Raw genomic sequence first — 22,483 nt, 5'->3', positions numbered from 1 at the left:
GGTCGCGCGGCCCGGCGTGGATGCCCGGCGCGAGGCCGGGCATGACGTCCGTGGGTGCAATCATGACCGAAAGAAAGCCTCTGCTCTCCGTCGAAGACGCGCTCGCCGCCATTTTAGCCGGCGCGAAGCCGCTTGGCTTTGAGGCCGTTTCGCTCGCTGAGGCTTTTGGTCGGACGCTGGCGCGCGATCTGGTCGCCCTGCGCACCCAGCCACCCAAAAACCTGTCCGCCATGGATGGTTACGCACTGCGTGCCCAGGACACTGGCAGACCGCTGACAGTAATCGGTGAATCCTCCGCTGGCGCCGGTTTTGAGGGCGTCTGCGGCCCTGGCGAGGCCGTGAGGATCTTTACCGGCGCGCCGCTTCCACAGGGCGCTGACAGCGTGCTGATCCAGGAAGACGCGGAGCGCGACGGCGATCTCGTCACCGCGCGGGCCGGTGTGGCGCTTGGCAAGAATGTGCGCGTCGCCGGCGTAGATTTCCGCGAGGGCGAGACCATTTTGCCCGCGGGACGGCGGCTCACGCCCGCCGATGTCGCCTTCGCCGCTTCCGCCGACCACCCGACGCTTCCGGTCGCGCGCCGGCCCAGGATCGCGGTGCTGTCCACGGGCGACGAACTGGTTCCGCCCGGCGAGAAACGCGGCCCGGACCAGATCGTCGCCTCCAACGCCTATGCGGTTCTTGGCCTGATCGCGGCCTGCGGCGGCGAGGCGATCGACCTCGGCGTCACCCCCGACCAGCCCGAAGCCATCGAGGCCGCCATTCGCAACGCCCTGGCGATGACCATCGACGTCCTCGTCACCATCGGCGGCGCGTCAGTCGGCGACCGCGATTTTGTCCGTGGCGCCCTGGCGGCGGAAGGCATGGCGCTGGAGTTCTGGAAGATCAACATGAAGCCGGGCAAGCCGCTGATCCACGGCCATATCGGCCAAACAAGAGTGCTGGGCCTGCCGGGCAATCCGGTCTCGGCGGTGGTCTGCGGCGAGCTTTTTTTGAAGCCGATGATTCGGGCGCTGTGCGGCGAGCCCGCAGGCCATAAACTCGAACCCGCAGTGGCGGGCGCCGACCTGAAGGCCAACGGTCCGCGCCGCGAATTTTTACGCGCGACCCTTGCATGGGGGGGGGAAGGCCGCCTCGTCGCCACGCCGCAAAAGGATCAGGATTCCTCGCTGAATTCGGTGCTGGCGCGCTCGCACGCCCTGATCCTGCGCGAGGAAAACGCCCCGGCCGTTGCGCGCGGCGGCGACGTGCGCGTGCTGCGGCTTACGGAATAGCGTCCATCCTCAGGAAGGCGACGCGAAACGTCGCCGTGAACGGCCCGCGCCAGCCCGCCAGCGCTTTTCGCAAGGCGGGGGCGGGCAGGGGGCGGCTGCCGGGGGCGGCGCGGTGGGCGCCGGATTTTTTCAGGCTGCTGGCGAAGGCGCGCGCGCTGTCAAATCGCGTTGGGAAATCGACGATCTCGCAGTCACAGGCGAAATTTTTGGGCGGAAACGGCCACAGCGAATCCTGCAAGTCGGATGCGCGCAAAAACTCCCGCCATTCCTGCAGCGCGCCCTCGACCGGCGTCGCCACATGCAGCACGCCGCCGGGCGCCAGCAGGCGCCGCCATTTCTGCAAGACCTGTGTCGGATCATGCAGCCAGTGCAGCGCCATGCTCGACAGGATCAGGTCGTAGCGCGCGGCGCTGGAGAAGGCGGCGGCGTCGGCGCGGATCGTCTCGACCTCCGCAAACTTGGCCTTGAGCCGCGCCAGCATTTTTGGCGCGGCGTCGAGCGCGGCGATGTGCGCGGCCGGCCATTTTTCGCGCGCGAACCCGGTGACGTGGCCGGTGCCCGCGCCGATGTCGAGAATTTTTGCCGGCGCGCCGCCGGCGCGGGCCACCAGCGCGCGCGCGACCTCGCTCTGGACCTGCGTCCACGCGTCATAGCTCTCCGCCGCCGCATCGAACGCGGCGATAATGTCGTCACCAGCCATGACGGCGCAAGAAATCCCTCAATTTTTCGGCGCAGAAGGCCGGCGCTGTCCAGGGCAGGCCATGCCCGCCCGTCGCGCTCACAAAAAGCTCGCCGCCGCTTTGCGCCAATTCGCGCGCCGCGTCCAGCGGAACGAGAGGATCGTCTTCAGCCGCGAGAACGAGCGCAGGCGGGTTCGCCGCCAAGCTCTGCGCCGTCATTGCGAGCGGAGCGAAGCCATCCACGCTGCGGCTTGCACGCGGGCCGGATGGAGTCGTCGCCTGCGGCTCCTCGCAATGACGGGGGGTGAGTGTGTCCCAGGCCTCCAGGAACGCCAGCCCTCCGGTGAGAGACTCGACGTTTGCCGCGCCGCCGGCCCCGCCGCCGTGCTGCGCGCGGAACGCGTCAACGCAGGCCTTGGGATCGCGCGCCAAAGCTTTGCGAAGGGCGCGCAGTTCCGCCGCGCGCACGCAGCCGCGCCCGTCCTCGGTCTTCACGAAGCGGGAAAAGGCGTTGATCGCCACCACGCCCGCCCAGTCGGCGCGTTGCGAAAAGCCCCAGCCAAAACCCATGGAATGGCCCACCAGCACATCGCCGGGTGCGAAATCCGGGATTTCTTTGGCGCCGAAAAACCCCAAATCCGCGCGGACCTGCGGCCAGTCGGTAAGCAGAGTTGCTAGGGCGTCAAAGCAGTCCGGCCCAAACGCCCAGCCATGGACGAAATAGAGCCTCACCGCGCGAGTTCCAAAAGGGCGTCCGCCAAAGCCGCCGCGTCCTCGGCGCTGTGGGCGGCGGAAAGGGAGATGCGCAGCCGGCTGGTGCCCGGCGGGACGGTGGGCGGGCGGATGGCGGCGACCAGAAACCCGCGCGCCTCCAGTTTTTTCGCGAGCTCCAGCGTTTCCGCCTCGCCGCCGATGATCACCGGGATGATTTGGGACGCGCTGGCGCCGCAATCGAACCCGGCGCCGCGCAGTTTTTCGCGCAAGCTCTCCGCCATCGCGAGCAGCGCGGCGCGCTCGGGGCCGAGCGTCGGAACGAGATCGAGCGCCGCGCCCATGGCGCCGAGCACGGCGGGCGGCAGCCCGGTGCTGTAGATCAGCCCGCCGCAGCGGTTGACCAGAAATTCGCGCAAGATTTTGGGCAGGCCGAGATAGGAGCCGAACCCGCCCAGCGCCTTGCCGAACGTGCCCATCGCGACATCGATTTTTTCGCCGAAATCCTCGCACAGACCAAAACCACGCGCGCCGAACACCCCGGTGGCGTGGGCCTCGTCCACGTAGAGCAGGGCGTCGAATTTCTTTGCCAAGTCGCCGATGCGCGCGAGGTCGGCGAGGTCGCCGTCCATGCCAAAAACGCTCTCGGTGACGATCACGCAGAATTCGCCCTTGGTCGTCCGCGTGCGCAAAAGTTTTTCGAGATGGTCGCAATCGTTGTGCTGGAAGCGCATCAGACGCGCGCCCGAAAGCTGTGCGCCCTGGAGCAGCGAGTGATGCGCCAGCCGGTCGGCGAGCACGGTCACGGGCCGTCCGATGACCTCCGCGTCCGCCAGCGCCGCGAGCACGGTGAGGTTGGTCTGGTAGCCCGACGCCAGCACCAGCGCGCTCTCCTGCCGCTTGGCGGCGGCGATCTTCGCTTCGAGGTCCGAAAAAACCGGGTGGTCGCCGGTCACCAGACGCGAGGCGGCGACGCCCGCGCCGTATTTTTCGGCGAAATCGCGGCTGGCGGCGATCAGCGCGGGATGCAGGCTCAGGCCCAGATAATCGTTGCCGGCGAAATTGATCAGCGTCTTGCCGTCTCGCACAATGCGGCCGCCCGGCGTGAGCGTGGCGCTCTTCAGCGTCCGCAGCCGGTCCTGCGCCGCCCTTTGTGCGCAATAAGTCTCATAGGGATCAACTTTTGCCATTATCCCGCAGTCTGATAAGAGAGCGCATCGCAAAACGCCAGCCGTCCTTGAAACGGCCGGGCCGAGACGAGACCATCATGAACGCGCAGCCGATATTTGACGCCAAAGCCTCCGTCCGCCACGACTGGACCCTCGAGGAGATCGAGGCCCTGTTCGCCATGCCCTTGCTCGATCTGGTGCATCGCGCGCAAATGGTCCATCGTCAATATCACGATCAGACCGTGCAACTGGCGAGCCTCTTGTCGATCAAGACCGGCGGCTGCGCGGAAGATTGCCATTACTGCCCGCAGAGCGCGCATTTTTCCAAAGCCACCGGGCTGGTCAAGGAAACGCAACTCGACGTCGATTACGTCCTGAGCCGCGCCCAAATGGCGAAGGAGGCCGGCGCCACCCGCTTCTGTATGGGCGCCGCCTGGCGCTCGGTGCGCGACGGCGCGGAATTCGACGCGGTGCTCGACATGGTGCGCGGCGTGCGCGCCATGAATATGGAGGCCTGCGTCACCCTCGGCATGCTCAAGCCGCATCAGGCCAAGCGCCTCGCGGAAGCCGGGCTGACCAGCTACAATCACAATCTCGACACCTCGCCGGAATTTTACGGCGAGATCATTTCGACCCGCACCTATCAGGACCGCCTGGACACGCTGAATTTGGTTCGCGCGGAGGGCATCGGCATCTGCTGCGGCGGCATTATCGGCATGGGCGAAAAAGAGCTGGACCGCGCCTCGCTGATCCGCGAGTTGTCGAAAATGAATCCACACCCGGACAGCGTGCCGATCAACGCGCTGGTGGCCGTGCGCGGCACGCCGCTGGAGGGACGCCCGCCCGTCGACGCCTTTGATATGGTGCGCATGATCGCCGTCGCCCGCATCACCATGCCCAAGTCACGCGTGCGGCTCTCGGCGGGTCGCTCGGAAATGAGCGCGGAGGGACAGGCCCTGTGCTTCATGGCCGGGGCCAACTCGATCTTTTATGGCGAAAAGCTGCTCACCACCGAAAACAACGATGCCGCGGCCGATCGCGAGCTGATCGAGAAGCTGGGATTGCGGCCGGAAGAGATCGAGGAGCGTTCAGCCCACTACGATCTCGACAACACCGAGCACACGACCGAGGTCAACGCCGCCAACTGATCTTTGGAGATCGTGAAGGCTGGTGTGAGATAGACAATGTCGCCGAAGGGGCGGATCCAAAACCCCCTTTCGGCGAATTTTTGGCGCAGCCCCGGCGCGTCGAGCTTTTCAAGCTGAACCGCGCCGATCGCGCCCTTCACCCGCACATCCAGCACGCCCGGCATTTTCCGGCACGGCTCCAATCCCTCGCGCAACAAAGCTTCGATGGCCGCGACCTGCTCCAGGCGCGGCTCGGTTTCGAACAAGTCGAGCGAGGCGTTGGCGGCGGCGCAGGCGAGGGGATTGGCCATATAGGTCGGGCCGTGCATCAGGGCTCGGGTGGGATCGTCGGACAAGAAGGCGTCGAACACATGCGGGCGGGCGATTGTCGCGGCCAGCGTCAGGGCGCCGCCGGTCAGCCCCTTGCCGACGCACAAGATGTCGGGGATGACGCCAGCCTGTTCGCAGGCGAAAAATGTGCCGGTGCGCCCGAAACCGACAAAAATCTCGTCGGCGATCAGCAGAATCTCGTGCTTGCGGCACATCTCCGCCACCCGGCGCAGGGTGGCGGGGTCGTGCATCTTCATGCCGCCGGCGCCTTGCACCAGGGGTTCGATCAGCACGGCCGCCACATTGTGCTTCTCGCGCGCCAGAAGGGCGTCGAATCCTTTCGCGCTCGCCTCGTCCACGGGGAGTTCCGCCAAAATCTGTTTTGGCAGATAATCCTTGAACAGGGCGTGCATGCTCTCGTCGGGGTCGCAGACGGCCATGCAGGCCATGGTGTCGCCGTGATAGCCGTAGCGGAACGACACCATGCGGCTGCGGCGGTCAAAACCTCGGTTCAGCCAATATTGCACCGCCATTTTCATCGCGACCTCGACCGCGACGGAGCCGCTGTCGACAAAAAACACTCTTGACAGATCGCCCGGCGCCTTCTCCGCCAGTCTTTTCGCCAGCCGCAGCGCCGGTTCATGCACGAGGCCGCCGAACATCACATGCGGCATTGTTTCGAGCTGCGCCTGCATGGCTTTCGAAATGTGCGGGTGGTTGTAGCCGTGGCAGGCGGTCCACCAGGAGGCGATGCCGTCGATCAGTTCGCGCCCGTCGTCGAGGGTGATCACCGAGCCAAGGGTGGAAACCGCCTGCAAAGGCTGGCGGGCGGTCTTCATCTGGGTGTAGGGAAGCCAGACGTGTTCGAGCAGATTTTCCATGAAGGGCGGCTGTGAAGAGTTATTTCGTGACGTCGACCGGCACCGGCATCGGCAAGACTTTTGTCACCTGCGCGCTGATCCGGCAGGCGCGGGCGCTTGGCCGGACGGTGGCGGCGACCAAACCGCTTATTTCCGGTTTCGACAAGAGTAAAATTTTGCAGAGCGACACCGGCGCCATTTTGCAGGCGCTGGGCGAACCGGCGACGCCTGAGGCGGTCGCCCGCGTGTCGCCCTGGCGTTTCGCTGCGCCGCTGGCCCCCAACATGGCTGCGGCGGCCGAGGGTTTGTCCGTGAACTGCGACGCGCTGTTCGCCCATAGCCGGGCGTTTCTGGCGGAGAGGGTCGATGTCGCGCTGATCGAGGGGGTGGGCGGGGTGATGGTCCCGCTGGATGATGCGAAAACCGTGCTCGACTGGATCGTCGCCTGCGGCTGTCCGGCGATTCTGGTGGTCGGGGATTATCTGGGAACGATCAGCCACACGCTCACCGCCGCCGAAGTTTTACGCGCCAAGGGCGTTGCGCTCGCCGCCGTCGTGGTGAGCGAGGGCGAGGGCGGGGAGGTTCCGTTCGCCGCCACTTGCGCCGATCTTTCCGCGCGTCTGCCGGTTCCGGTTCTGCCGCTGCGTCGCAACGCCGATGGCGGCGAACTGAAATCCCTGCTGGTGTCGTGAGCCGATGGCGTTGCCGGATTATTATGACGCGGATCCGGCCGCGTCAGCGCACGCGCAGAAAATCGCCGTGAATAAAACCCTGGCGCGCCGTGAGGCTCATCCCGTATTCGCCGCCGAACGTGATCTTGTCGTCCGAGAGCGAAATGATGGCGTCGTCATGGTCGGCGAGCGTGAACTTGCCTTTCGCCGGGATCAGTTCGCCGCCATCCCTCGCCAAAAAACCGTCGGGAAACGGCTTTGGACGATAGGCGTCCGGCATCCAGTCGCCATACCAGTCGAGCCACGGCTTGCCGTTGCGCTCATAGACCACGAGCGTGGTCTTCTCGCGATCGAAATCCTTGCCGTAGTCGGTATAGACCTTGGCCGAGCGATAAAGGCGCAGGGTTTCGGCGCGTTCCTTGAACAGCTCGGCGCAGGTTTTGTTCTCAAGGCATTGCGGCGCCTCGAAAAGCCAGGCCCGCTGCGAATCCTTGATGAACTCGGGAACAACGAAGGTCCGCAAGGTCTCGGCATAGGCTTTCGAAAGGTCCTCGTCGGCCTGGCCCAGCGCGGGGTCAGCGCAAATCCGGCGCTCCAGGGGCGTGCGCGCCTTGCCGCAATCGAAGCTGGCGGCGCGCGCGGACGGGGCGAGCGCGGCCGCCAGCAAAATCAGCAGGGCGGCCGTCTTCATCGTCAGTCCACGTCCTCGACATTTTCGGGTCCGCCGCCATGGACCCGCTGCGCCAGCGCCGCCTCCATGAAAGCGTCGATATCGCCGTCCAGCACCTCGTCCGGGGTTCCCGAGACGACGCCGGTGCGCAAATCCTTGACCATCTGGTAGGGTTGCAGCACGTAGGAGCGGATCTGGTGGCCCCAGCCCACGTCGGTTTTCGACGCGTTGAGCTTGTCGGTCTCGGCCTGGCGCCTTTCCAGCTCCTGCTCATAGAGACGGGCGCGCAGCATGTTCCACGCGGTGGCGCGATTCTTGTGCTGCGAGCGCTCCATCTGGCAAGCGACGGCGATGCCGGTGGGGATATGGGTGATGCGGACGGCTGAATCGGTCTTGTTGATATGCTGGCCGCCCGAGCCGGACGCGCGATAGGTGTCGATGCGGCAGTCGCTTTCATTGATCTGGATGTCGATGCGGTCGTCGACCACCGGATAGACCCAGGCCGAGGCGAAGGACGTATGCCGCCGCGCGTTCGAGTCGAAGGGCGAGATGCGCACGAGACGATGCACGCCCGATTCGGTCTTGGCCCAGCCATGGGCGTTGTGGCCCTTGACCAGCAGGGTCGCCGATTTGATGCCGGCCTCGTCGCCCGACGTCTCTTCCATCAGCTCGACCTTAAAGCCGCGCCGTTCCGCCCAGCGCGTGTACATGCGCAGCAGCATGCGCGCCCAGTCGCAGCTTTCGGTGCCGCCGGCGCCGGAATGGACTTCGATATAGGTGTCGTTGGCGTCGGCCTCGCCCGAGAGCAGGGCCTCGACCTGGCGGCGTTGGGCTTCCTTGTTGAGCGCCCGCAACAGTTCGACGCCCTCGTCCTGCGCGGACTCGTCGCCTTCCATCTCGCCGAGTTCGATCAGCGTGACGGCGTCGTCGAGTTCGGCGTCAAATTTCTTGAGGGAATCGAGCCGCGTTTCCAGATCCGTGCGCTCGCGCATCAGCTTTTGCGCGGCTTCGGCGTCGTTCCAGAAATCGGGGTGTTCGGATTTGGCGTTCAGTTCGGCGAGGCGGCGAGTCGATTGTTCGACGTCAAAGATGCCTCCTCAGCAGCCCGACTGACTGCTTGATCTCTTCGATAAGCGACACGGCTTCCGCGCGCATGTGGCGATTCCCATTCTCAATGATTGGAGGCCGTACATAGGCGCGGCAGGGCGCGGTGTAAAGCGGGCTCCGCCGGCCGACACATGCGTGGACCGCCCTCACGCTTCGAGACAGCCGCTTCGCGGCTTCCTCAGCATGAGGGCTACTGATTTGGTTCTAAAAGGATTTTCGAGTGGCCCTCATCCTGAGGAGCCCGCCTTCCGGGCGGGCGTCTCGAAGGACGAGGGCGGTCCACGCCAGCGCGTTAAATTTTCCGCACCGCCGCCAAAAATTCCCCGACCACGCCGGAGACGCGGCCCGCTTCCTCGTCCATGCGCGCGATGGCGTCGCGCGCCTGCCGCGCCGCCGCGACCGTTTCGTCGGCGGAGTTCGAAACCCCCTCGATGGTGCGCGACACCGAGCCCGCGCCTTCCGACGCCTGCTGGACGCTCTGGGCGATGTTGGCGGTCGAGGCCGACTGCTCCTCCACCGCGGCGGCGATGGCCCCGGCGATGTGGCTCATTTCGGAAATGCGGCCGTTGATCAGGTCCATGGCGTGCACCGCCTCACGCGTCGCGGTCTGCACGGCGCTGATCTGCGCGCCGATCTCTTCCGTCGCCTTCGCCGTCTGGCTGGCGAGATGCTTGACTTCGCTGGCCACCACGGCAAAACCGCGCCCGGCCTCGCCGGCGCGCGCCGCCTCGATGGTGGCGTTGAGCGCCAGAAGGTTCGTCTGGCTGGCGATGGCGTTGATCATGTTGACAATTTCGCCAATGCGCGCCGAGCTTTCGGCGAGGCCGCGCACCTTGGCGCTGGCGCCGTTGGCGTCGCCGGTGGCGAGATCCGCGAATTTGCGCGACTGATCCACCTGCATGGCGATCTCGCGAATCGAGGAGGTGAGTTCGTCGGCCGCCTGGGCGACGCTGCTGACATTGTTGGCGGTGTCCGCCGTGGTCCCGGAGACGGCTGCGGCGCGGTCGCGGGTGCGCTCGGCCTCGGCGGCGAGCTTTTGCGCGGTCTCGCCAATGCCGCCGGCGACCTGGCGGACGACGCCGAGGATGCGCGCCATGTCGCCGTCGAACCGGTCGGTGATCACGGCCAGATTTTTTTCGCGCGCCTGCCTGCGGCTTTCATGCTCGGACAGATCGACGATCCCGGAATACATCACTCCGGGATTGACGCGCGAACGCACCAGCGTGACCTGGGCGGGAAAGCTTTCGCCATTGGCGCGCTTGTGCGTCCAATCGAACTGACACCAGCCCTTTTGCCGCGCTTCGGCGATGATGCGCTGGGCCTTGACCGTGGAGGGTTCGCCGTCGGGTTGCGTGGACGGCGAAAGATCGGCCGGCGAGGTCGCGGAGAAGGCGGCCTTGCTGGAGTAGCCGAAGATGCGGACGGCCGCGTCGTTGCAATCAATGAAGTGGTCGCCCTCCAGCATCAGGATTGCATTGGGCGTCACCTCGAAATAGTCGCACTGGACCTTCGCGCCCCGATCATTTTTCTTTCGAAACAGCCCGGCCATGTTGTCTCCCACCCAATATGCGCGCCGATCGGGCGCCCCGGCGTGGGTCGCGCAATGCGATCGGAATAAAACGCATGCAACCTGAGCGAGAATAGTTAACGGGACATTGAGCGCGGGCCGGGCCGACGAGAAATTGCGGTTAATACGTAAGTGGAATCCTCAATACAGCCCGCCGGTGCCCCCGCCGACCTGGTTGTCGTCGCCGGGCGCGCTGGGACTGGCCGTGTGACCGCCGCTGTAGGAATCCGGCGGGGCCGTGCCGGGCTTGAAGGCCTCGAGGATCGAACCCGCGCCGGAGGCGCGCAGTCCGCTCCTCACATCCACCGAAATCAGCTTGATGCCCGGCGGCACGCGAAACGGGGTGTCGGGCTTGCCGGCCAGCGCCATTTTCATGAAATCGCGGAAGATGGGCGCGGCATATTGCGCGGCCTGCGCGGAATCGCCGAGCGAGCGCGGCTTGTCGTAGCCGATGTAGACGCCCACCGCGAGGTCGGGCGAATAGCCGATGAACCACAGATCCTTGGCGTCGTTGGTGGTGCCGGTCTTGCCGGCGAGATGTTTGCCCACCTCCCTGACGCCGACGCCGGTGCCGCGCTGGATCACGCCCTCCATGATCGAGGTCATCTGGTAGGCGGTGAGCGGGTCGATCACCTGCTCGCTCTTGTCCACCAGCTTCGGTTCGTTGTCCGGCGAGAATTTGTCGGCGTCGCAGCCGAGGCATTCGCGCTCGTCATGGCGGTAGATGGTGTGGCCCCAGCGGTCCTGGATGCGGTCGATCAGCGTCGGCTTGATCTGCTTGCCGCCGTTGGCGAGCATGGAATAGCCGGCGACCATGCGCATCACCGTGGTCTCGCCGGCGCCGAGCGCCATCGGGAGATAGGGCGCCAGATTGTCGTAAATGCCAAAGCGCCGGGAGGTCTCGACGATCAGCGGCATGCCGACGTCGCGGGCGAGACGCACGGTCATCAGGTTTTTCGAATGCTCGATGCCGTAGCGCAGCGTGTGCGAGCCGTAATTGCCCTTTTCGAAATTTTCCGGGCTCCAGGTTTCGCCGCCCGGCGTGGTGATCGTGATCGGCTCGTCCTGAAGGACGGAGGAGGGCGTGTAGCCGTTGTCGAGCGCGGTGGCGTAGACGAAGGGCTTGAACGACGATCCCGGCTGGCGCTGCGCCTGGGTGGCGCGGTTGAACGACGACTGGTCGAAGGAGAAGCCGCCGACCATGGCGAACACGCGTCCCGTGAACGGGTCCATGGCGACGATGGCGCCGGAAAGTTCGGGAATCTGCCGCAGCCGCACCTGACCGGGCTTGCTCTCGATCGGCTCGACGAAGATCACGTCGCCGACCGCGAATGCCTGCCGCATTTTTTTGCGCACAAAGCGGGCGTTGTCGGCCGAGAGCGTGGCGGTTTCGCGGTTGCGCGCGACTTCGCCGCCCTTTTCCTTGACCGGCTGCAGGCCGACGCGCAGGGCGGAATCATTGACGTCGAGCACGACGGCGAGCCGCCAGGGCGCGACATCGCCGAGCGGCGACACCTCCGCCAGCGCCACGCCCCAGTCGGCGCCGATCTCGATCTGCTTGTAGGGGCCGCGATAGCCGTGGGCCTCGTCGTAGCGCACGAGACCGTCGACGAGCGCGCGGCGCGCCATCAGCTGCATTTTGGGGTCGAGCGTGGTGCGCACCGACAGACCGCCCTCGTAGAGCTTTCTGTCGCCGTAGCGGTCGTTCAGCTCGCGGCGCACCTCTTCGGCGAAATAGCCGGCGGCGAAACTGTTGGCGGAGACGTTTCGGGGCGTGACCACCAGCGGCTCGGCCTTGGCCGCCTCGCCGTCGGCGCGCGACACATAGCCGTTCTCGACCATGCGGTTGATCACGTAGTTGCGGCGCTCCAAGGCGGCGTCGCGGTTGCGGAACGGATTGTAATTGTTGGGCGCCTTCGGCAGGCCGGCGAGATAGGCCGTTTCGGCCAGGGTCAGCTCCTGCACCGACTTGTCGTAATAGTTCAGCGCCGCCGCGGCGATGCCATAGGAGCCCAGGCCAAGATTGATCTTGTTCAGATAAAGCTCGAGAATCCGGTCCTTGCTGTAGGTCTGCTCGATGCGCAGGGCGAGCAGGGCTTCCTGGATCTTGCGCTCGAACGAGCGCTCCGGGGTGAGCAAAAAGTTCTTCGCCACCTGCTGGGTGATGGTCGAAGCGCCCTGCATGCGCTTGTTGCCCTCGATCAGCACTTTGACGGCGCGCAGCATGCCTTCGGGGTCGATGCCGTTGTGGCTGTAGAAATTCTTGTCCTCGGCCGAGAGGAAGGCTTCCTTCACCAGCTTCGGAATGGCGTTCGAGGGGATGTAGAGGCGCCGCTCATGGGCGTATTCCGCGACCAGCGAGCCGTCGGCGGCGTGCACGCGCGTCATCACCGGGGGCTCGTAATTTTTCAGCTGGGTGTGGTCGGGGAGATCCTTGGAGAAGGTGTAAACCAGCGCGCCCGCGCCGACCGCGCCGACGACGAAGACGATCGCGCCCGCCGCGAATAGAAAGGCGAAAAAGCGGGCGAACATGCGCATATAAATCATCCCCTGTGGAATATCTTCGGCGAATTCATGCCGTTTGGCAGCGCCTATAGCATCGCCCTATGGTCACGGTCATTTGAAAAATCACGATTCCTCAAGCGCGCCGCTCTACAGGGGCCAGCAATCGCCCGGCTTTGTGTCCGTTTGAGGGCGGCAGGGCGTTTACGCGGCGCGCCGGGTTCGCGGCGCCGCTCAGGGCGTGCGCGGCGCCTCAGTGAGCGCGGCGGGCGTCGCCACCGTCGGACGGCCGCGGAAAAAATCGTCGATCGCCAGCGCGGCCTGGGCCGCCGCCTTTTCCCGCCATTGCGGCGAGGTGAGGTCGACGGCGTCCTCGTTGCTGGAGAGATAGCCCAATTCCAGCAGCACCGAGGGCACGTCGGGCGCCTTGAGCACGACGAAGCCGGCGTGGCGCTGGGGATTCTTGTTGAGCGTGGCGGCGATCTTCCAGCGCTCGCGCAGATATCTGGCGAAAATGTTCGAGTAGGCGCGGGTTTCCCGCCTTGTGAGATCGAACAGGATGTCGTTGACCTCGCCAGCCTGTTCCTGCTGCTCCAGCCCGGCGAGCGAATCAGCCTGGTTTTCGCTCGCGGCGACCCGCGCGGCTTCCGCGTCCGAAGCGCGGTCGGAGACGGTGTAGACCGTGGCGCCGCGCACCGTCTGCGAACCGCCGCTCAGCGAATCGGCGTGGAGCGAGACGAACAGCGCCGCCCCGAGCTTGCGCGCGATGCGCACGCGCTCCTGCAAGGGGACGAAGGCGTCGTCCTCGCGGGTGAAGGCGACGCGATAGCGCCCGCTGGCGCGCAGCGGGCCGGCCAGCGCCTTGGCGAAATCGAGCACCACGTCCTTTTCGACCGCGTCGCCCTGGCCGATGGTGCCGGCGTCGACGCCGCCATGGCCGGGGTCGAGCACGATCAGCGGTTTCGAAAAATCCCTTTGCGCGTCCGGCGCGCGCGCCGGAATGGCGGCGGTGGCGTCGCGCCGCGCCTGCTCCTGACTTTCGGCGCCGGCGCGCGCGGCGGCGCCGAAGGCCGCTGTTTCCGCCGGCTTGATGACGAGCGTCAGTTCGCCGCCGTCCTTCTTCGGCGCGCAGGCGGCTGAAAATTGCGCGGGACCCGGCAGGTCGACGATGATGCGCGATTTTCCCGGCGACAGCCGGCCGAAGCGGTAGGACAATTCGTGGGGCGGGGCGGGATGTGTGGCGGGCTTGGCGGCGCGGCGGCTTTTTCGTTTGGCGCTCGCGGGATCGCCATGGCTGGGATCGATCAGGAACTTGACTTCGGGCAGGTCGAGCACGGCGCGCGGCGGCTGGTCGAGCACATAGGCCTGATGGGCGACGCAGGCGTTGAGGCTGAAGATGAGCCGGGTCTCGCGACCGCCCGCGCCGTCCGCGCTTTCGATGCGCACGTCGTAGGCGGCCGGCGGCTCCGCCCGCGCCGGACTCGCCGCGACCAGCGCGACAACGGCGAGCGCGGCGCGCCTCAGGCCGGACTTCCAGGAAACGGGCGAGATCTTTTGCATGCGCGGCTCGGGCGTTGGCGCAGTTTCCGACGATTCGTCTGGAAACGCATCAACCTCAAGTCAGACCATGAAATTGTTAACAATATTTAACCCTGGCGCCGGGCGCAAAAGACAGGCTTGTGGCGCCGACGCCACAGAGTTGCGGCAAAAACACGGTGGAGCGAAAAACTTGCCAAAACCACATGCGGCGGTTACAAAGAACTGTTCGGCGGCGCGAGACAAAGAGTCGCAGCGCCGGGGCCGAACGGGTTTCCCGTCTGGCAGGCGACCGTTCTTTCCGCGATGAAGGCGGCAAAGGTTCCTGTGAGACGGCGGGGCGATGTGCGCGGATGCGACGGAAGCGTCGCACGCGTCGTAGGCCCCCAATGCGTTCAATCCTCCGCCGCCCACCCCTCCACACGAGAGTGAGACGCGGATTTCAAGATTATGCTCCGCCGCCCGCCTCTTGAGGTTGAGCGCGCGGATGACTGTAAAGGTTTGCACGTGGCGACGCCAAACCTTCGGGGCGGAGACATGCTCCGCACGAAGACAGAATCGGGAAAAGGCCAGCGCGCTTCGACGCGAGGGGCTTGTCTGCGATTCGGCGGCCCACGGGCTTGCACCCCGCCTTCCCCGTCCCACACGACCCGGCCTTCGCTGACCGCGACGGTCCTTGTGGCGACGATTCCGCTTACCCCTTCCTTTCCATCTCCTATCATGGCGCGCCAGTATTGGCGCGGCGCCGCGCGCGCGGCGGGACCTGTCAGGCTTCCAGCCGGACTCCCCCGCGCAAGGCTAGCGGCTCTCCTGTGCAGCGCCATGGATTCAAGAGTTCGCAATGGCCAACAAAATGCTGATCGACGCATCCCACCCCGAAGAGACGCGGGTGGTGGTGCTCAGGGGAAATAGAGTCGAGGAATTCGATTTCGAGTCCGCCTCGAAAAAGCAACTGCGCGGAAACATCTATCTGGCGAAAGTCACGCGGGTCGAACCCTCGTTGCAGGCCGCCTTCGTCGAATATGGCGGCAATCGCCACGGTTTTCTCGCTTTCAGCGAAATCCATCCGGATTACTACCAGATTCCCCACTCCGACCGGATCGCCCTGCTCGAAGAGGAATCGCGCGCCCATCGCGAGGAGGACGAGGAGGAAAGCCCGCGTCGTCGCAGCCGTCGCAGCCGTCGCGGCGCGGAAAAACGTCGGGGCGGCGATGACCGCATCACCGGCGAGGCGGAGGAGTCCGACGAGGTTTTGTTGGCGCAAGACGGCGCGGTTGAACAGCCGGCCGACGAAGTTTTGGGCGACTCCGCTCCCCTCGAAGCCGCCGCCGGCGAAGGCGAGCCGGTCGACTCCGCGCCCGAGATCGAAGCGCCCGCCGAAAGCGCGCCTGTCGAGGTCGCCGCTGAAGCCGCAGCCTTCGAACCGGCCGCTGAACCGGCCGCCCAAACCGCCGAGCCTGTCGAACCCGCGCCCGAACCTGCCGCCGAGGCTCAGCCCGTCGAAGCGGCGCCCGCTGAAGCTCAGCCGGTCGAGGAGGCTCAGGCGGCCGAGGGCCACCAGCACGTTTTCCGAGATCCCGAAGGTTTCGCGGTGATCGAGGAAGGCCACGAGGATTCAGCCGCCGAAACCGTCGCGGACGAAGTTCGGGACGAAATTCGCGACGAAGATCGCGATGTGTCCGACGTCAGCCACGACAATGGCGACGAGGCCAGCGATGAGCTTCGGGCCAAGCGTCCCGCGCACGACGCCGAGGAGCATTCCGACGAGGGCGACCACGAGGAAGAGGAAGTCGTCGAGCAGCTTGGCGGCGACGCCATGGACGAGACGCCCTATCGCGCCCCCCGCCTGCGCCGCCAGTACAAGATTCAGGAAGTGATCAAGCGCCGTCAGGTGCTGCTGATTCAGGTCGTCAAGGAAGAGCGCGGCAACAAGGGCGCGGCGCTCACCACCTATCTGTCGCTGGCCGGCCGTTATTCCGTCCTCATGCCCAACACGGCGCGGGGCGGCGGCATTTCGCGCAAGATCACCGACGCCAGTGACCGCAAGCGGCTCAAGGAAATCGCCGGCGAGCTGGAGGTGCCCGAAGGCATGGGCGTCATCCTGCGCACGGCGGGCGCCGCGCGGACCAAGCAGGAAATCCAGCGCGACTTCGAATATCTGATGCGCATGTGGGAGCAGGTGCGCGAACTCACCCTCACCTCCAGCGCCCCGGCGCTGGTCTATGAGGAGGGCTCGCTGATCAAGCGGGCCATCCGCGATCTCTATAACAAGGAGATCGACGAGGTGATGGTCGCGGGCGACACCGGCTATCGCGAGGCGCGCGATTTCATGCGCCTGCTGATGCCGAGCCATGTGAAGAACGTCGTCGCCTACCGCGACCCGCAGCCCATTTTCGCCAAATGGGGCGCGGAATCGCAGCTCGACGCCTTGTTCCACAACCAGGTCACGCTGCGCTCCGGCGGCTATATCGTCATCAACCAGACCGAGGCCCTCGTCGCCATCGACGTGAACTCGGGCCGCTCCACCCGCGAGCACAACATCGAGGACACCGCGCTGCGCACCAATCTGGAGGCCGCCGACGAGGTGGCCCGCCAGTTGCGCCTGCGCGATCTCGCCGGCCTGATCGTCGTCGATTTCATCGACATGGAGGAGAGCCGCAACAACCGCGCCGTCGAGCGCCGGCTCAAGGAGGCGCTGAAGGACGATCGCGCCCGCATCCAGGTCGGCCGCATCTCGCATTTCGGCCTTCTGGAAATGTCGCGCCAGCGCATCCGCACCGGCGTGCTCGAAGGCTCCTCCGTGATCTGCCCGCATTGCGCCGGCGCCGGCACCGTGCGCAGCACGTCGTCGGTCGCGGTCCATGTGATGCGCGTGCTCGAGGACGCGCTGATCAAGAGCGCGACCCACAATGTCATCCTGCGCACCCGCACCGACATCGCGCTCTACATCCTCAACCAGAAGCGCGCCCTGCTGCGGCTGATCGAGGAGCGGTTCGGCGTGTCGGTGACGGTGGAGGCCGACGACAGCCTCGCCGGCGGCGCCTGGCACGCGCTGGAGCGCGGCGAGCCCGCCGATCCCTTGCGCCGCTTCGATCCGCGTCGTCCCCTGGAGGACCCGGAGCCCATCGGCGAGGCGGAGACCGAAGCGGAATTCGACGAGGAGCAGGTTGAGACGACCGAGGCCGAAGGCGCCGAGGGCGAAGACCGCGACGAGGCCGATGGCCGGCGCCGCCGTCGTCGCCGCCGCGGCCGCGGCCGGGGTTTTGAGCGCGAATCCAGCAATATAGAGGCCGGCGCGCCGCAGCCTTCGGATGAGGGCCTGAGCATGATGGCCGCGATCGGCGGCGACCTCATGGCGCCGGCCGAAAGGGCCGAGAGCCCGGCAGAGGGCGAGGACGAAGGCGCCCGTGACGAGAACGGGCGGCGCGGCCGGGGCCGCTGGCGCCGGCGCGGCCGGGGCCGTGGCGGCGAATTCAGCGATTTCAACGGCGACTGGCGTCCGAGCGCGGGCGAAGCGGGCGAAGCGTCGGGTGAGGGATCAGGCGAAGAATCGGGCGAAGGCGAGGGACCAGGCGAAGTCGCCTCCGAACCGATTGCGGCCCCGTTTGAGGCCGGTCCGGTTGAAGCGGTCGTCGAAAGCGCCCCGAGCGTGGAAAGCGCGCCCCATTTCGAAAGCGCGCCCAGCTTCGAAAACGCTCCGGTCGTCGCCGAGGCGCCGCAAGCGGCTGCGAACGACGACGCGCCAGCGGCTGTCGTCGAATCCGCGCCGGACGTCCCAGAGCTGGAGGCCGCGCCCGTTGAGCCTGCCCCCAAGGCCGATCGCGCGCCCTTGCCGGTTCAGCCGGAGCTGCCCGTGATCACGGAGGCGGACCCGTCGGCGCCGAAGCGTTCCGGCTGGTGGTCGCGCGCCAAGGCCAGCCTGACCGGCAAGTGAACTAGCAACGGGCCGCGAAAGCGGCCCGTTTCGTTTCGAAACCATGATGGGGCGGCTGCCGCCCCTCTCCCCGCAAGCGGGGAATAAGTCACGCCGCGTGCGCAAAATTTGTCGCCTGCGCGGGCAGGGAGAAAGACCGCGCCGCCGGAGCGCCGTGGAATTCATGCGCCCCGACATGAATCAGCGCGCCCTGCGTGTCGAGCCAGACTTTTCCGCCGATGTTCCGCCACAGCCGGCAGAACGTGTAGTCCTCCGAGAGATAGACGCCCGTTTCGGGTTCGATCATGCAGTCGAAGAAGGCGTACTGGTTGGGGCTGACGCTTGGCCCGCCCGAGCGCGCCGGTCCCGCATGGCTGGCGCTGTAGCGCAACTGCGGATAGGCGGCGGCCATTTTCACCAGGGCTTCGCGACTGATCATCATGAACCCGGTTCCGGCGTAAGTCCCTGTGACGAAATCGTCGCGCGCCTCCGCCTCCGCGCCTTCGCAGGGCGAGCCGACATAGCGCAGCGGCGCGGTCTCCACCGGCTCGCCGTCGACGGCGCGTTGCAGCCCACTGTTCCAGTCGAGCAGTTTGAGCGGATACATGCCGGCGACCACGTCGGCGTCGAAGGCCAGCATGCGCGCGACTTGGCGGGGATCGAAGCCGATGTCGGCGTCGATGAAGAGAAGGTGGGTGGCGCTGGCGTCGTCAAGGAATTGGCTGACGAGCAGGTTTCGCGCGCGGGTGATGAGGGATTCGTTGCCCAGCAGATTGAGAGAGGCCTGAAAGCCCAGGTCCCGGCCGAGATTGAGCAGGCCGACCGTCGAATGCATGTAGCGCTGGGTGACCATGCCGCCATAGCAGGGCGTGGCGATGAAAAGATGGGGTTCAGTCATGAAGGAAAAGCTCCGGGCGAAACGTGCAGGCGCATTGCAGCGCGTCAGCCTTGCCCGGAGCTTTTCTGGTTAATAAACGTTTAAGGTCGCTTTCTGGATCATACGGTTTCCGCAAGATCGCTTCGCGATCCGCGAAAACGAAATCGCGCGAAAATCCTCCAAGCGAAGGGCGGATTTCCGCGCGAACGGAATACGATTTCCGAACCGATCGTTCGGAAATCGTATCACTCCTTCGCCAGCGCGTCCGCCGCCTGGGCGAAGCCATGGAAGGATATGGGGAGTTTGATCGGGCGGGAGCCGGCGTCGGTGAATTCCAGCGAGCCGTTCTCGGTCTGCTCATGGAGCGCCTTCCACAGCGCGTCGTCCAATACGCCGTCAGCGAAGCAGCCCGACTGGATGCAGCGCCGCCAGGGCAGGTCCACGGGCTTGGCGTCCTTGTCGCTGGTCGAAAATTTCGCCACGCTCGGCAGCAGGATGTTCACGGGCAGATGCGCGGTGACGCGCATCGGTTCAGAAGGTTTGATGCGGCCAAACGCCAGTTGTGCGATCGGCTTCTGCGGCTGTCCCTGCCGCGACGCCTGGACGGTCTGGACGATTTCGCAGATTTTCCGCGCCTTGTCGGGCTCCCCGAGCCGCTGGCAGCGCAACAGCCAGTCGCCATAGGCGGCGGTCGTCGTGGCCGGCTCCGCGCCGAGCGGCGGTTTCTTGTCCTCGGCGAAGGCCGGCATGGCCAGAAAAATCAACGCCAGCGCAATGGAAAGACGAGACATAAGCGCCTCCTATGTTTCAGCTATAGCCGGGGGCGCGCAACAGTTCAATGACGTGGGTCAGCCCCGCTGACTTCTCCTGGTCCCGCGCCTCGTCTAAGCTTGCGCCATGTCCCGCTCCGCCCGCCTGCTGCGCCTGCTGCAAATTCTCCGCGGCTATCGCCACCCCGTGAGCGGCCGCGCGCTTGCGGACGAAACCGGCGTATCCTTGCGCACGCTCTACCGCGACATCCAGGCGCTATGCGCGCAGGGCGCGCCGATCGAGGGCGAGGCGGGGCTTGGCTTCATCCTGCGTCCCGGCTTCCTGTTGCCGCCGCTGATGCTTGACCATGGCGAAGCCGAGGCGCTGACGCTCGGCCTGCGATGGGTTGCGGCCCAAGGCGATCCGGCGTTGGCGCGGGCCGCGCGCGAAGCCTTGGCGAAGATCAGCGCGGTGCTGCCGGAGCGTCTGGCCGAACTGACCGATGATTCGGGCCTGCTCGCCCCGCCCACCCGTCACCGCGACGATCTTTCCGACCTGCGCCGCGCCATGAGGGAGGAGCGGGTGGCGCTGATCTCTTATGTCGACGCCGAGGGCGTCGCCACTGAGAGACGCATTTGGCCGATCGCGCTCGCCTTCTTCGACCATCGCCGCGTGCTCGCCGCCTGGTGCGAATTACGCGGCGATTTCCGCCATTTCCGCCTCGACCGGCTGCGGGGCTGGCGGACGCTGGAGGAGCGCTATCCGCGCCGCCGCCGCGTGTTGATGCGGGAATGGCGGGCGCGCGAGGGCATTTCGCCGGCCATGGGGCCGACGCTGCTGACGGAAACTGACGCTGGCGCGCGCTAGCAAAGGCAGGCATTCCCAAGGCCGAGGTTCAAGCCATGACCCGCAAAGATTTTTTGAACGCGCGCACCCTGCTGCTTGGCTTCGCAAGCTGGGCGGCGCCATTCGCCGCTTCGTTTCTGTTCTTTGGTCCGCACGGCGCCTTGCTGATCCCCCAGCCCCTGTTCAAATCGCTGATGATCCTGATCGGCGGCGCCTGCGGGGCTTTCCTTCTGCTCCGCGCCTTCCGGCGCATGCGCCCGACTTTTCGCGCCGGCCTTGCGCTCGGTCTGTTCTGGCTGGCGCTCAACCTGGCTCTGGATCTGGCGATCCTGGTCCCCATGGCCGGGATGACTCTGTCCCTCTATGTCGAGGACATCGGCCTGCGCTATCTGCTGATCCCGATCATGGCGGCGGCCATGGGCCGCGCCGCCGAAATTGGATGCAACGGTTGAAACTCAACAGTTGGCCGCGCCCTGCTTGCGCTCTTTGAGGAACTGGAAGAATTCGGCGCCCTCGCGCAGGCGGCGCTTCAGCATGTCCTTGTCGCGCGCCATTTCCCAGACGATCGCGCCGATCTTGCTCGGGCGGAAGTAGAACTCGCGATAAAACGTCTCGACCGAGTCGAAAATTTCCTTGTGGCTGAGGTTCGGGTAGTGCAGCGGCGCGATCTGCACGCCGTTCTCGTCCACCAGCTCGGCATTGTCGCTGTCGAGCCAGCCATGCGCCAGCGCCTGGGCATAGAGATGGGTGCCGGGGTAGGGCGCGGCCAGCGACACCTGCAACGTGTGCGGATTGACCTTTTTCGCGAATTTGATCGTCTCGCGGATGGAATCGCGGGTTTCGCCGGGCAGGCCCATAACAAAAGTGCCGTGGATGCCGATGCCGAGTTTTCTGCAATCCTTCGAGAATTTTTCCGCGACCTCGATGCGCATGCCTTTTTTGATGTTGAAGAGAATTTGCTGGTTGCCGGATTCATAGCCGACCAGCAGCAGGCGCAGGCCGCCGTCCTTCAGTTTCTTCAGGGATTCATAGGGGACGTTGGCTTTGGCGTTGCAGCTCCAGGTGATCCCGAGCTTGCCCAGCTCTTTTGCAATCGCCTCGGCGCGCGGAAGATCATCGGTAAAGGTGTCGTCGTCGAAGAAGAATTCTTTGACTTGCGGGAACGCCTTTTGCGCCCATTTGATCTCCTCGATCACATGGCCGACGCTGCGGGTGCGGTAGCGGTGGCCGCCCACCGTCTGCGGCCACAGGCAAAATGTGCAGCGCGATTTGCAGCCGCGTCCCGTGTAAATCGACAGATACGGGTGTTTCAAATAGCCAATAAAATAGTTTTCAATGGTCAGGTCGCGTTTGTAGATCGGCGAGACGAACGGCAGGTCGTCCATGTTTTCGAGGATCGGCCTGTTGTCGTTGTGCTGGATGTCGCCGTTGGCGTCGCGCCAGCTCAGGCCCTTGATCGCCTTGAAATCGACTCCGTCGGCGACGTCCTTGATGGTGAAATCGAATTCGTTGCGGGCGACGAAATCGACCACCGGGGCGTTGCGCAGCGAGCCGTCGGCGTCCACCGCCACCTTGGCGCCGATCAGACCGGCCTTGAGCGACGGATTTTCGGCCTTCAGCGCCTCGATGCATTTCACGTCCGAAGCGAAGGACGGCACGGAAGTGTGGACGACCACGAGGTCGAAGTCTTTTGCCTGCGCGACCACTTCGGCGAGGCTGGTCTTGTGCGGCGGCGCGTCGATCAGTTTCGAGTTTTCGACCAGCGCGGCGGGCTGCGCCAGCCAGGTCGGATACCAGAACGAAGCGATTTCGCGGCGCGCCTGATAACGCGAGCCGGCGCCGCCATCGAAGCCGTCGAAGGACGGGGCTTGCAGGAACAGGGTGCGCATGAGC

18 protein-coding genes are annotated in these 22,483 nt (G+C 65.6%); 6 read left to right on the top strand and 12 right to left on the bottom strand.

What is annotated here, in order from left to right:
• Positions 1-62 precede the first annotated feature (62 nt).
• Positions 63-1,274 carry a molybdopterin molybdotransferase MoeA gene (locus tag GJ654_RS05695; RefSeq protein ID WP_155445137.1) on the top strand — a complete coding sequence of 404 codons (1,212 nt, stop codon included), beginning with the start codon at positions 63-65 and terminating at the stop codon, positions 1,272-1,274.
• Here GJ654_RS05695 and GJ654_RS05690 read toward each other — a convergent pair.
• The 3 genes from GJ654_RS05690 to GJ654_RS05680 are packed head-to-tail and all read right to left on the bottom strand — an operon-like array spanning position 1,264 to position 3,855.
• The gene (locus tag GJ654_RS05690) at positions 1,264-1,974 is read right to left on the bottom strand and encodes a methyltransferase domain-containing protein (RefSeq protein WP_155445136.1); all 711 of its coding nucleotides are present in this window, start codon (positions 1,972-1,974) and stop codon (positions 1,264-1,266) included. The genes GJ654_RS05695 and GJ654_RS05690 overlap by 11 nt on opposite strands.
• On the bottom strand, positions 1,964-2,686 hold the full coding sequence (locus GJ654_RS05685; protein ID WP_155445135.1) for an alpha/beta fold hydrolase: 723 nt from the start codon (positions 2,684-2,686) through the stop codon (positions 1,964-1,966). Before GJ654_RS05685 ends, GJ654_RS05690 begins: the two co-directional genes overlap by 11 nt.
• A complete protein-coding gene (locus GJ654_RS05680) occupies positions 2,683-3,855 on the bottom strand; it encodes an aminotransferase class I/II-fold pyridoxal phosphate-dependent enzyme (RefSeq protein WP_155445134.1) in 1,173 nt (390 codons plus the stop codon). The genes GJ654_RS05685 and GJ654_RS05680 overlap by 4 nt, the downstream gene beginning before the upstream one ends.
• A 77-nt stretch (positions 3,856-3,932) precedes the next feature.
• Between GJ654_RS05680 and bioB the strand changes: the two genes are divergently transcribed.
• The gene (gene bioB / locus GJ654_RS05675) at positions 3,933-4,982 is read left to right on the top strand and encodes a biotin synthase BioB (protein ID WP_155445133.1); all 1,050 of its coding nucleotides are present in this window, start codon (positions 3,933-3,935) and stop codon (positions 4,980-4,982) included.
• On the opposite strand, the gene GJ654_RS05670 is transcribed toward bioB, so the two are convergent.
• The gene (locus GJ654_RS05670) at positions 4,931-6,172 is read right to left on the bottom strand and encodes an adenosylmethionine--8-amino-7-oxononanoate transaminase (protein WP_155445132.1); all 1,242 of its coding nucleotides are present in this window, start codon (positions 6,170-6,172) and stop codon (positions 4,931-4,933) included. The genes bioB and GJ654_RS05670 overlap by 52 nt on opposite strands.
• A gap of 26 nt (positions 6,173-6,198) precedes the next feature.
• On the opposite strand from GJ654_RS05670, the gene bioD reads away from it, so the two are divergent.
• Positions 6,199-6,843 carry a dethiobiotin synthase gene (gene bioD / locus GJ654_RS05665; RefSeq protein WP_342394931.1) on the top strand — a complete coding sequence of 215 codons (645 nt, stop codon included), beginning with the start codon at positions 6,199-6,201 and terminating at the stop codon, positions 6,841-6,843.
• 43 nt (positions 6,844-6,886) lie between these two features.
• Here bioD and GJ654_RS05660 read toward each other — a convergent pair whose 3' ends face one another.
• The 5 genes from GJ654_RS05660 to GJ654_RS05640 all read right to left on the bottom strand — a co-directional run bounded on the left by GJ654_RS05660 (position 6,887) and on the right by GJ654_RS05640 (position 14,228).
• Positions 6,887-7,513 (bottom strand): lysozyme inhibitor LprI family protein, encoded by a 627-nt coding sequence (locus tag GJ654_RS05660; protein WP_155445130.1) that lies wholly within the window; start codon positions 7,511-7,513, stop codon positions 6,887-6,889.
• A 2-nt stretch (positions 7,514-7,515) separates the two neighbouring features.
• Positions 7,516-8,647 (bottom strand): peptide chain release factor 2 gene (gene prfB, locus GJ654_RS05655; RefSeq protein WP_155445129.1). Its coding sequence is split into 2 segments (ribosomal slippage): positions 7,516-8,577 and positions 8,579-8,647, totalling 1,131 coding nucleotides; the frame shifts between segments, so codons are not numbered across the junction.
• 244 nt (positions 8,648-8,891) lie between these two features.
• Positions 8,892-10,148: a methyl-accepting chemotaxis protein gene (locus tag GJ654_RS05650; RefSeq protein ID WP_155445128.1), complete on the bottom strand. Its 1,257-nt coding sequence runs from the start codon at positions 10,146-10,148 to the stop codon at positions 8,892-8,894.
• A gap of 159 nt (positions 10,149-10,307) precedes the next feature.
• Entirely contained in the window at positions 10,308-12,704 is a 2,397-nt protein-coding gene (locus GJ654_RS05645) for a penicillin-binding protein 1A (protein WP_155445127.1), read from the bottom strand.
• 198 nt (positions 12,705-12,902) lie between these two features.
• Positions 12,903-14,228, bottom strand: a complete 1,326-nt coding sequence (locus tag GJ654_RS05640) for an N-acetylmuramoyl-L-alanine amidase (RefSeq protein ID WP_155445126.1) — start codon at positions 14,226-14,228, stop codon at positions 12,903-12,905.
• Between the two features lie 817 nt (positions 14,229-15,045).
• Here GJ654_RS05640 and GJ654_RS05635 point away from each other — a divergent pair.
• A complete protein-coding gene (locus tag GJ654_RS05635) occupies positions 15,046-18,138 on the top strand; it encodes an Rne/Rng family ribonuclease (protein ID WP_155445125.1) in 3,093 nt (1,030 codons plus the stop codon).
• Positions 18,139-18,226: 88 nt separating this feature from the next.
• Here GJ654_RS05635 and GJ654_RS05630 read toward each other — a convergent pair whose 3' ends face one another.
• A complete protein-coding gene (locus tag GJ654_RS05630) occupies positions 18,227-19,015 on the bottom strand; it encodes a hypothetical protein (protein ID WP_155445124.1) in 789 nt (262 codons plus the stop codon).
• A gap of 224 nt (positions 19,016-19,239) precedes the next feature.
• Entirely contained in the window at positions 19,240-19,785 is a 546-nt protein-coding gene (locus tag GJ654_RS05625) for an invasion associated locus B family protein (RefSeq protein ID WP_155445123.1), read from the bottom strand.
• Positions 19,786-19,891: 106 nt separating this feature from the next.
• Here GJ654_RS05625 and GJ654_RS05620 point away from each other — a divergent pair, with 106 nt between their 5' ends.
• Together GJ654_RS05620 and GJ654_RS05615 are read left to right on the top strand one after the other, a co-directional pair.
• Positions 19,892-20,611, top strand: a complete 720-nt coding sequence (locus GJ654_RS05620; protein ID WP_155445122.1) for a helix-turn-helix transcriptional regulator — start codon at positions 19,892-19,894, stop codon at positions 20,609-20,611.
• A gap of 35 nt (positions 20,612-20,646) precedes the next feature.
• The gene (locus GJ654_RS05615) at positions 20,647-21,042 is read left to right on the top strand and encodes a hypothetical protein (protein ID WP_155445121.1); all 396 of its coding nucleotides are present in this window, start codon (positions 20,647-20,649) and stop codon (positions 21,040-21,042) included.
• A gap of 3 nt (positions 21,043-21,045) precedes the next feature.
• Here the strand turns inward: GJ654_RS05615 and hpnJ are convergent, their stop codons facing one another.
• Entirely contained in the window at positions 21,046-22,479 is a 1,434-nt protein-coding gene (hpnJ, locus tag GJ654_RS05610) for a hopanoid biosynthesis associated radical SAM protein HpnJ (RefSeq protein ID WP_155445120.1), read from the bottom strand.
• Between the last annotated feature and the right edge of the window lie 4 nt (positions 22,480-22,483).

Origin of the sequence: Rhodoblastus acidophilus, assembly GCF_009720655.1 — a bacterium.
Classification (GTDB): Bacteria; Pseudomonadota; Alphaproteobacteria; order Rhizobiales; family Beijerinckiaceae; genus Rhodoblastus; species Rhodoblastus acidophilus_A.
This window is presented reverse-complemented; position numbering and strand designations above follow the sequence as displayed.

What these genes read in the sequence shown, in the direction of transcription:
- GJ654_RS05695 (WP_155445137.1), top strand. Translation starts at nt 63, where the DNA reads ATGACCGAAAGAAAGCCTCTGCTCTCCGTCGAAGACGCGCTCGCCGCC.
- GJ654_RS05690 (WP_155445136.1), bottom strand. Translation starts at nt 1,974, where the DNA reads ATGGCTGGTGACGACATTATCGCCGCGTTCGATGCGGCGGCGGAGAGC.
- GJ654_RS05680 (WP_155445134.1), bottom strand. Translation starts at nt 3,855, where the DNA reads ATGGCAAAAGTTGATCCCTATGAGACTTATTGCGCACAAAGGGCGGCG.
- bioB (WP_155445133.1), top strand. Translation starts at nt 3,933, where the DNA reads ATGAACGCGCAGCCGATATTTGACGCCAAAGCCTCCGTCCGCCACGAC.
- GJ654_RS05670 (WP_155445132.1), bottom strand. Translation starts at nt 6,172, where the DNA reads ATGGAAAATCTGCTCGAACACGTCTGGCTTCCCTACACCCAGATGAAG.
- GJ654_RS05660 (WP_155445130.1), bottom strand. Translation starts at nt 7,513, where the DNA reads ATGAAGACGGCCGCCCTGCTGATTTTGCTGGCGGCCGCGCTCGCCCCG.
- GJ654_RS05650 (WP_155445128.1), bottom strand. Translation starts at nt 10,148, where the DNA reads ATGGCCGGGCTGTTTCGAAAGAAAAATGATCGGGGCGCGAAGGTCCAG.
- GJ654_RS05645 (WP_155445127.1), bottom strand. Translation starts at nt 12,704, where the DNA reads ATGCGCATGTTCGCCCGCTTTTTCGCCTTTCTATTCGCGGCGGGCGCG.
- GJ654_RS05640 (WP_155445126.1), bottom strand. Translation starts at nt 14,228, where the DNA reads ATGCAAAAGATCTCGCCCGTTTCCTGGAAGTCCGGCCTGAGGCGCGCC.
- GJ654_RS05635 (WP_155445125.1), top strand. Translation starts at nt 15,046, where the DNA reads ATGGCCAACAAAATGCTGATCGACGCATCCCACCCCGAAGAGACGCGG.
- GJ654_RS05630 (WP_155445124.1), bottom strand. Translation starts at nt 19,015, where the DNA reads ATGACTGAACCCCATCTTTTCATCGCCACGCCCTGCTATGGCGGCATG.
- GJ654_RS05625 (WP_155445123.1), bottom strand. Translation starts at nt 19,785, where the DNA reads ATGTCTCGTCTTTCCATTGCGCTGGCGTTGATTTTTCTGGCCATGCCG.
- GJ654_RS05620 (WP_155445122.1), top strand. Translation starts at nt 19,892, where the DNA reads ATGTCCCGCTCCGCCCGCCTGCTGCGCCTGCTGCAAATTCTCCGCGGC.
- GJ654_RS05615 (WP_155445121.1), top strand. Translation starts at nt 20,647, where the DNA reads ATGACCCGCAAAGATTTTTTGAACGCGCGCACCCTGCTGCTTGGCTTC.
- hpnJ (WP_155445120.1), bottom strand. Translation starts at nt 22,479, where the DNA reads ATGCGCACCCTGTTCCTGCAAGCCCCGTCCTTCGACGGCTTCGATGGC.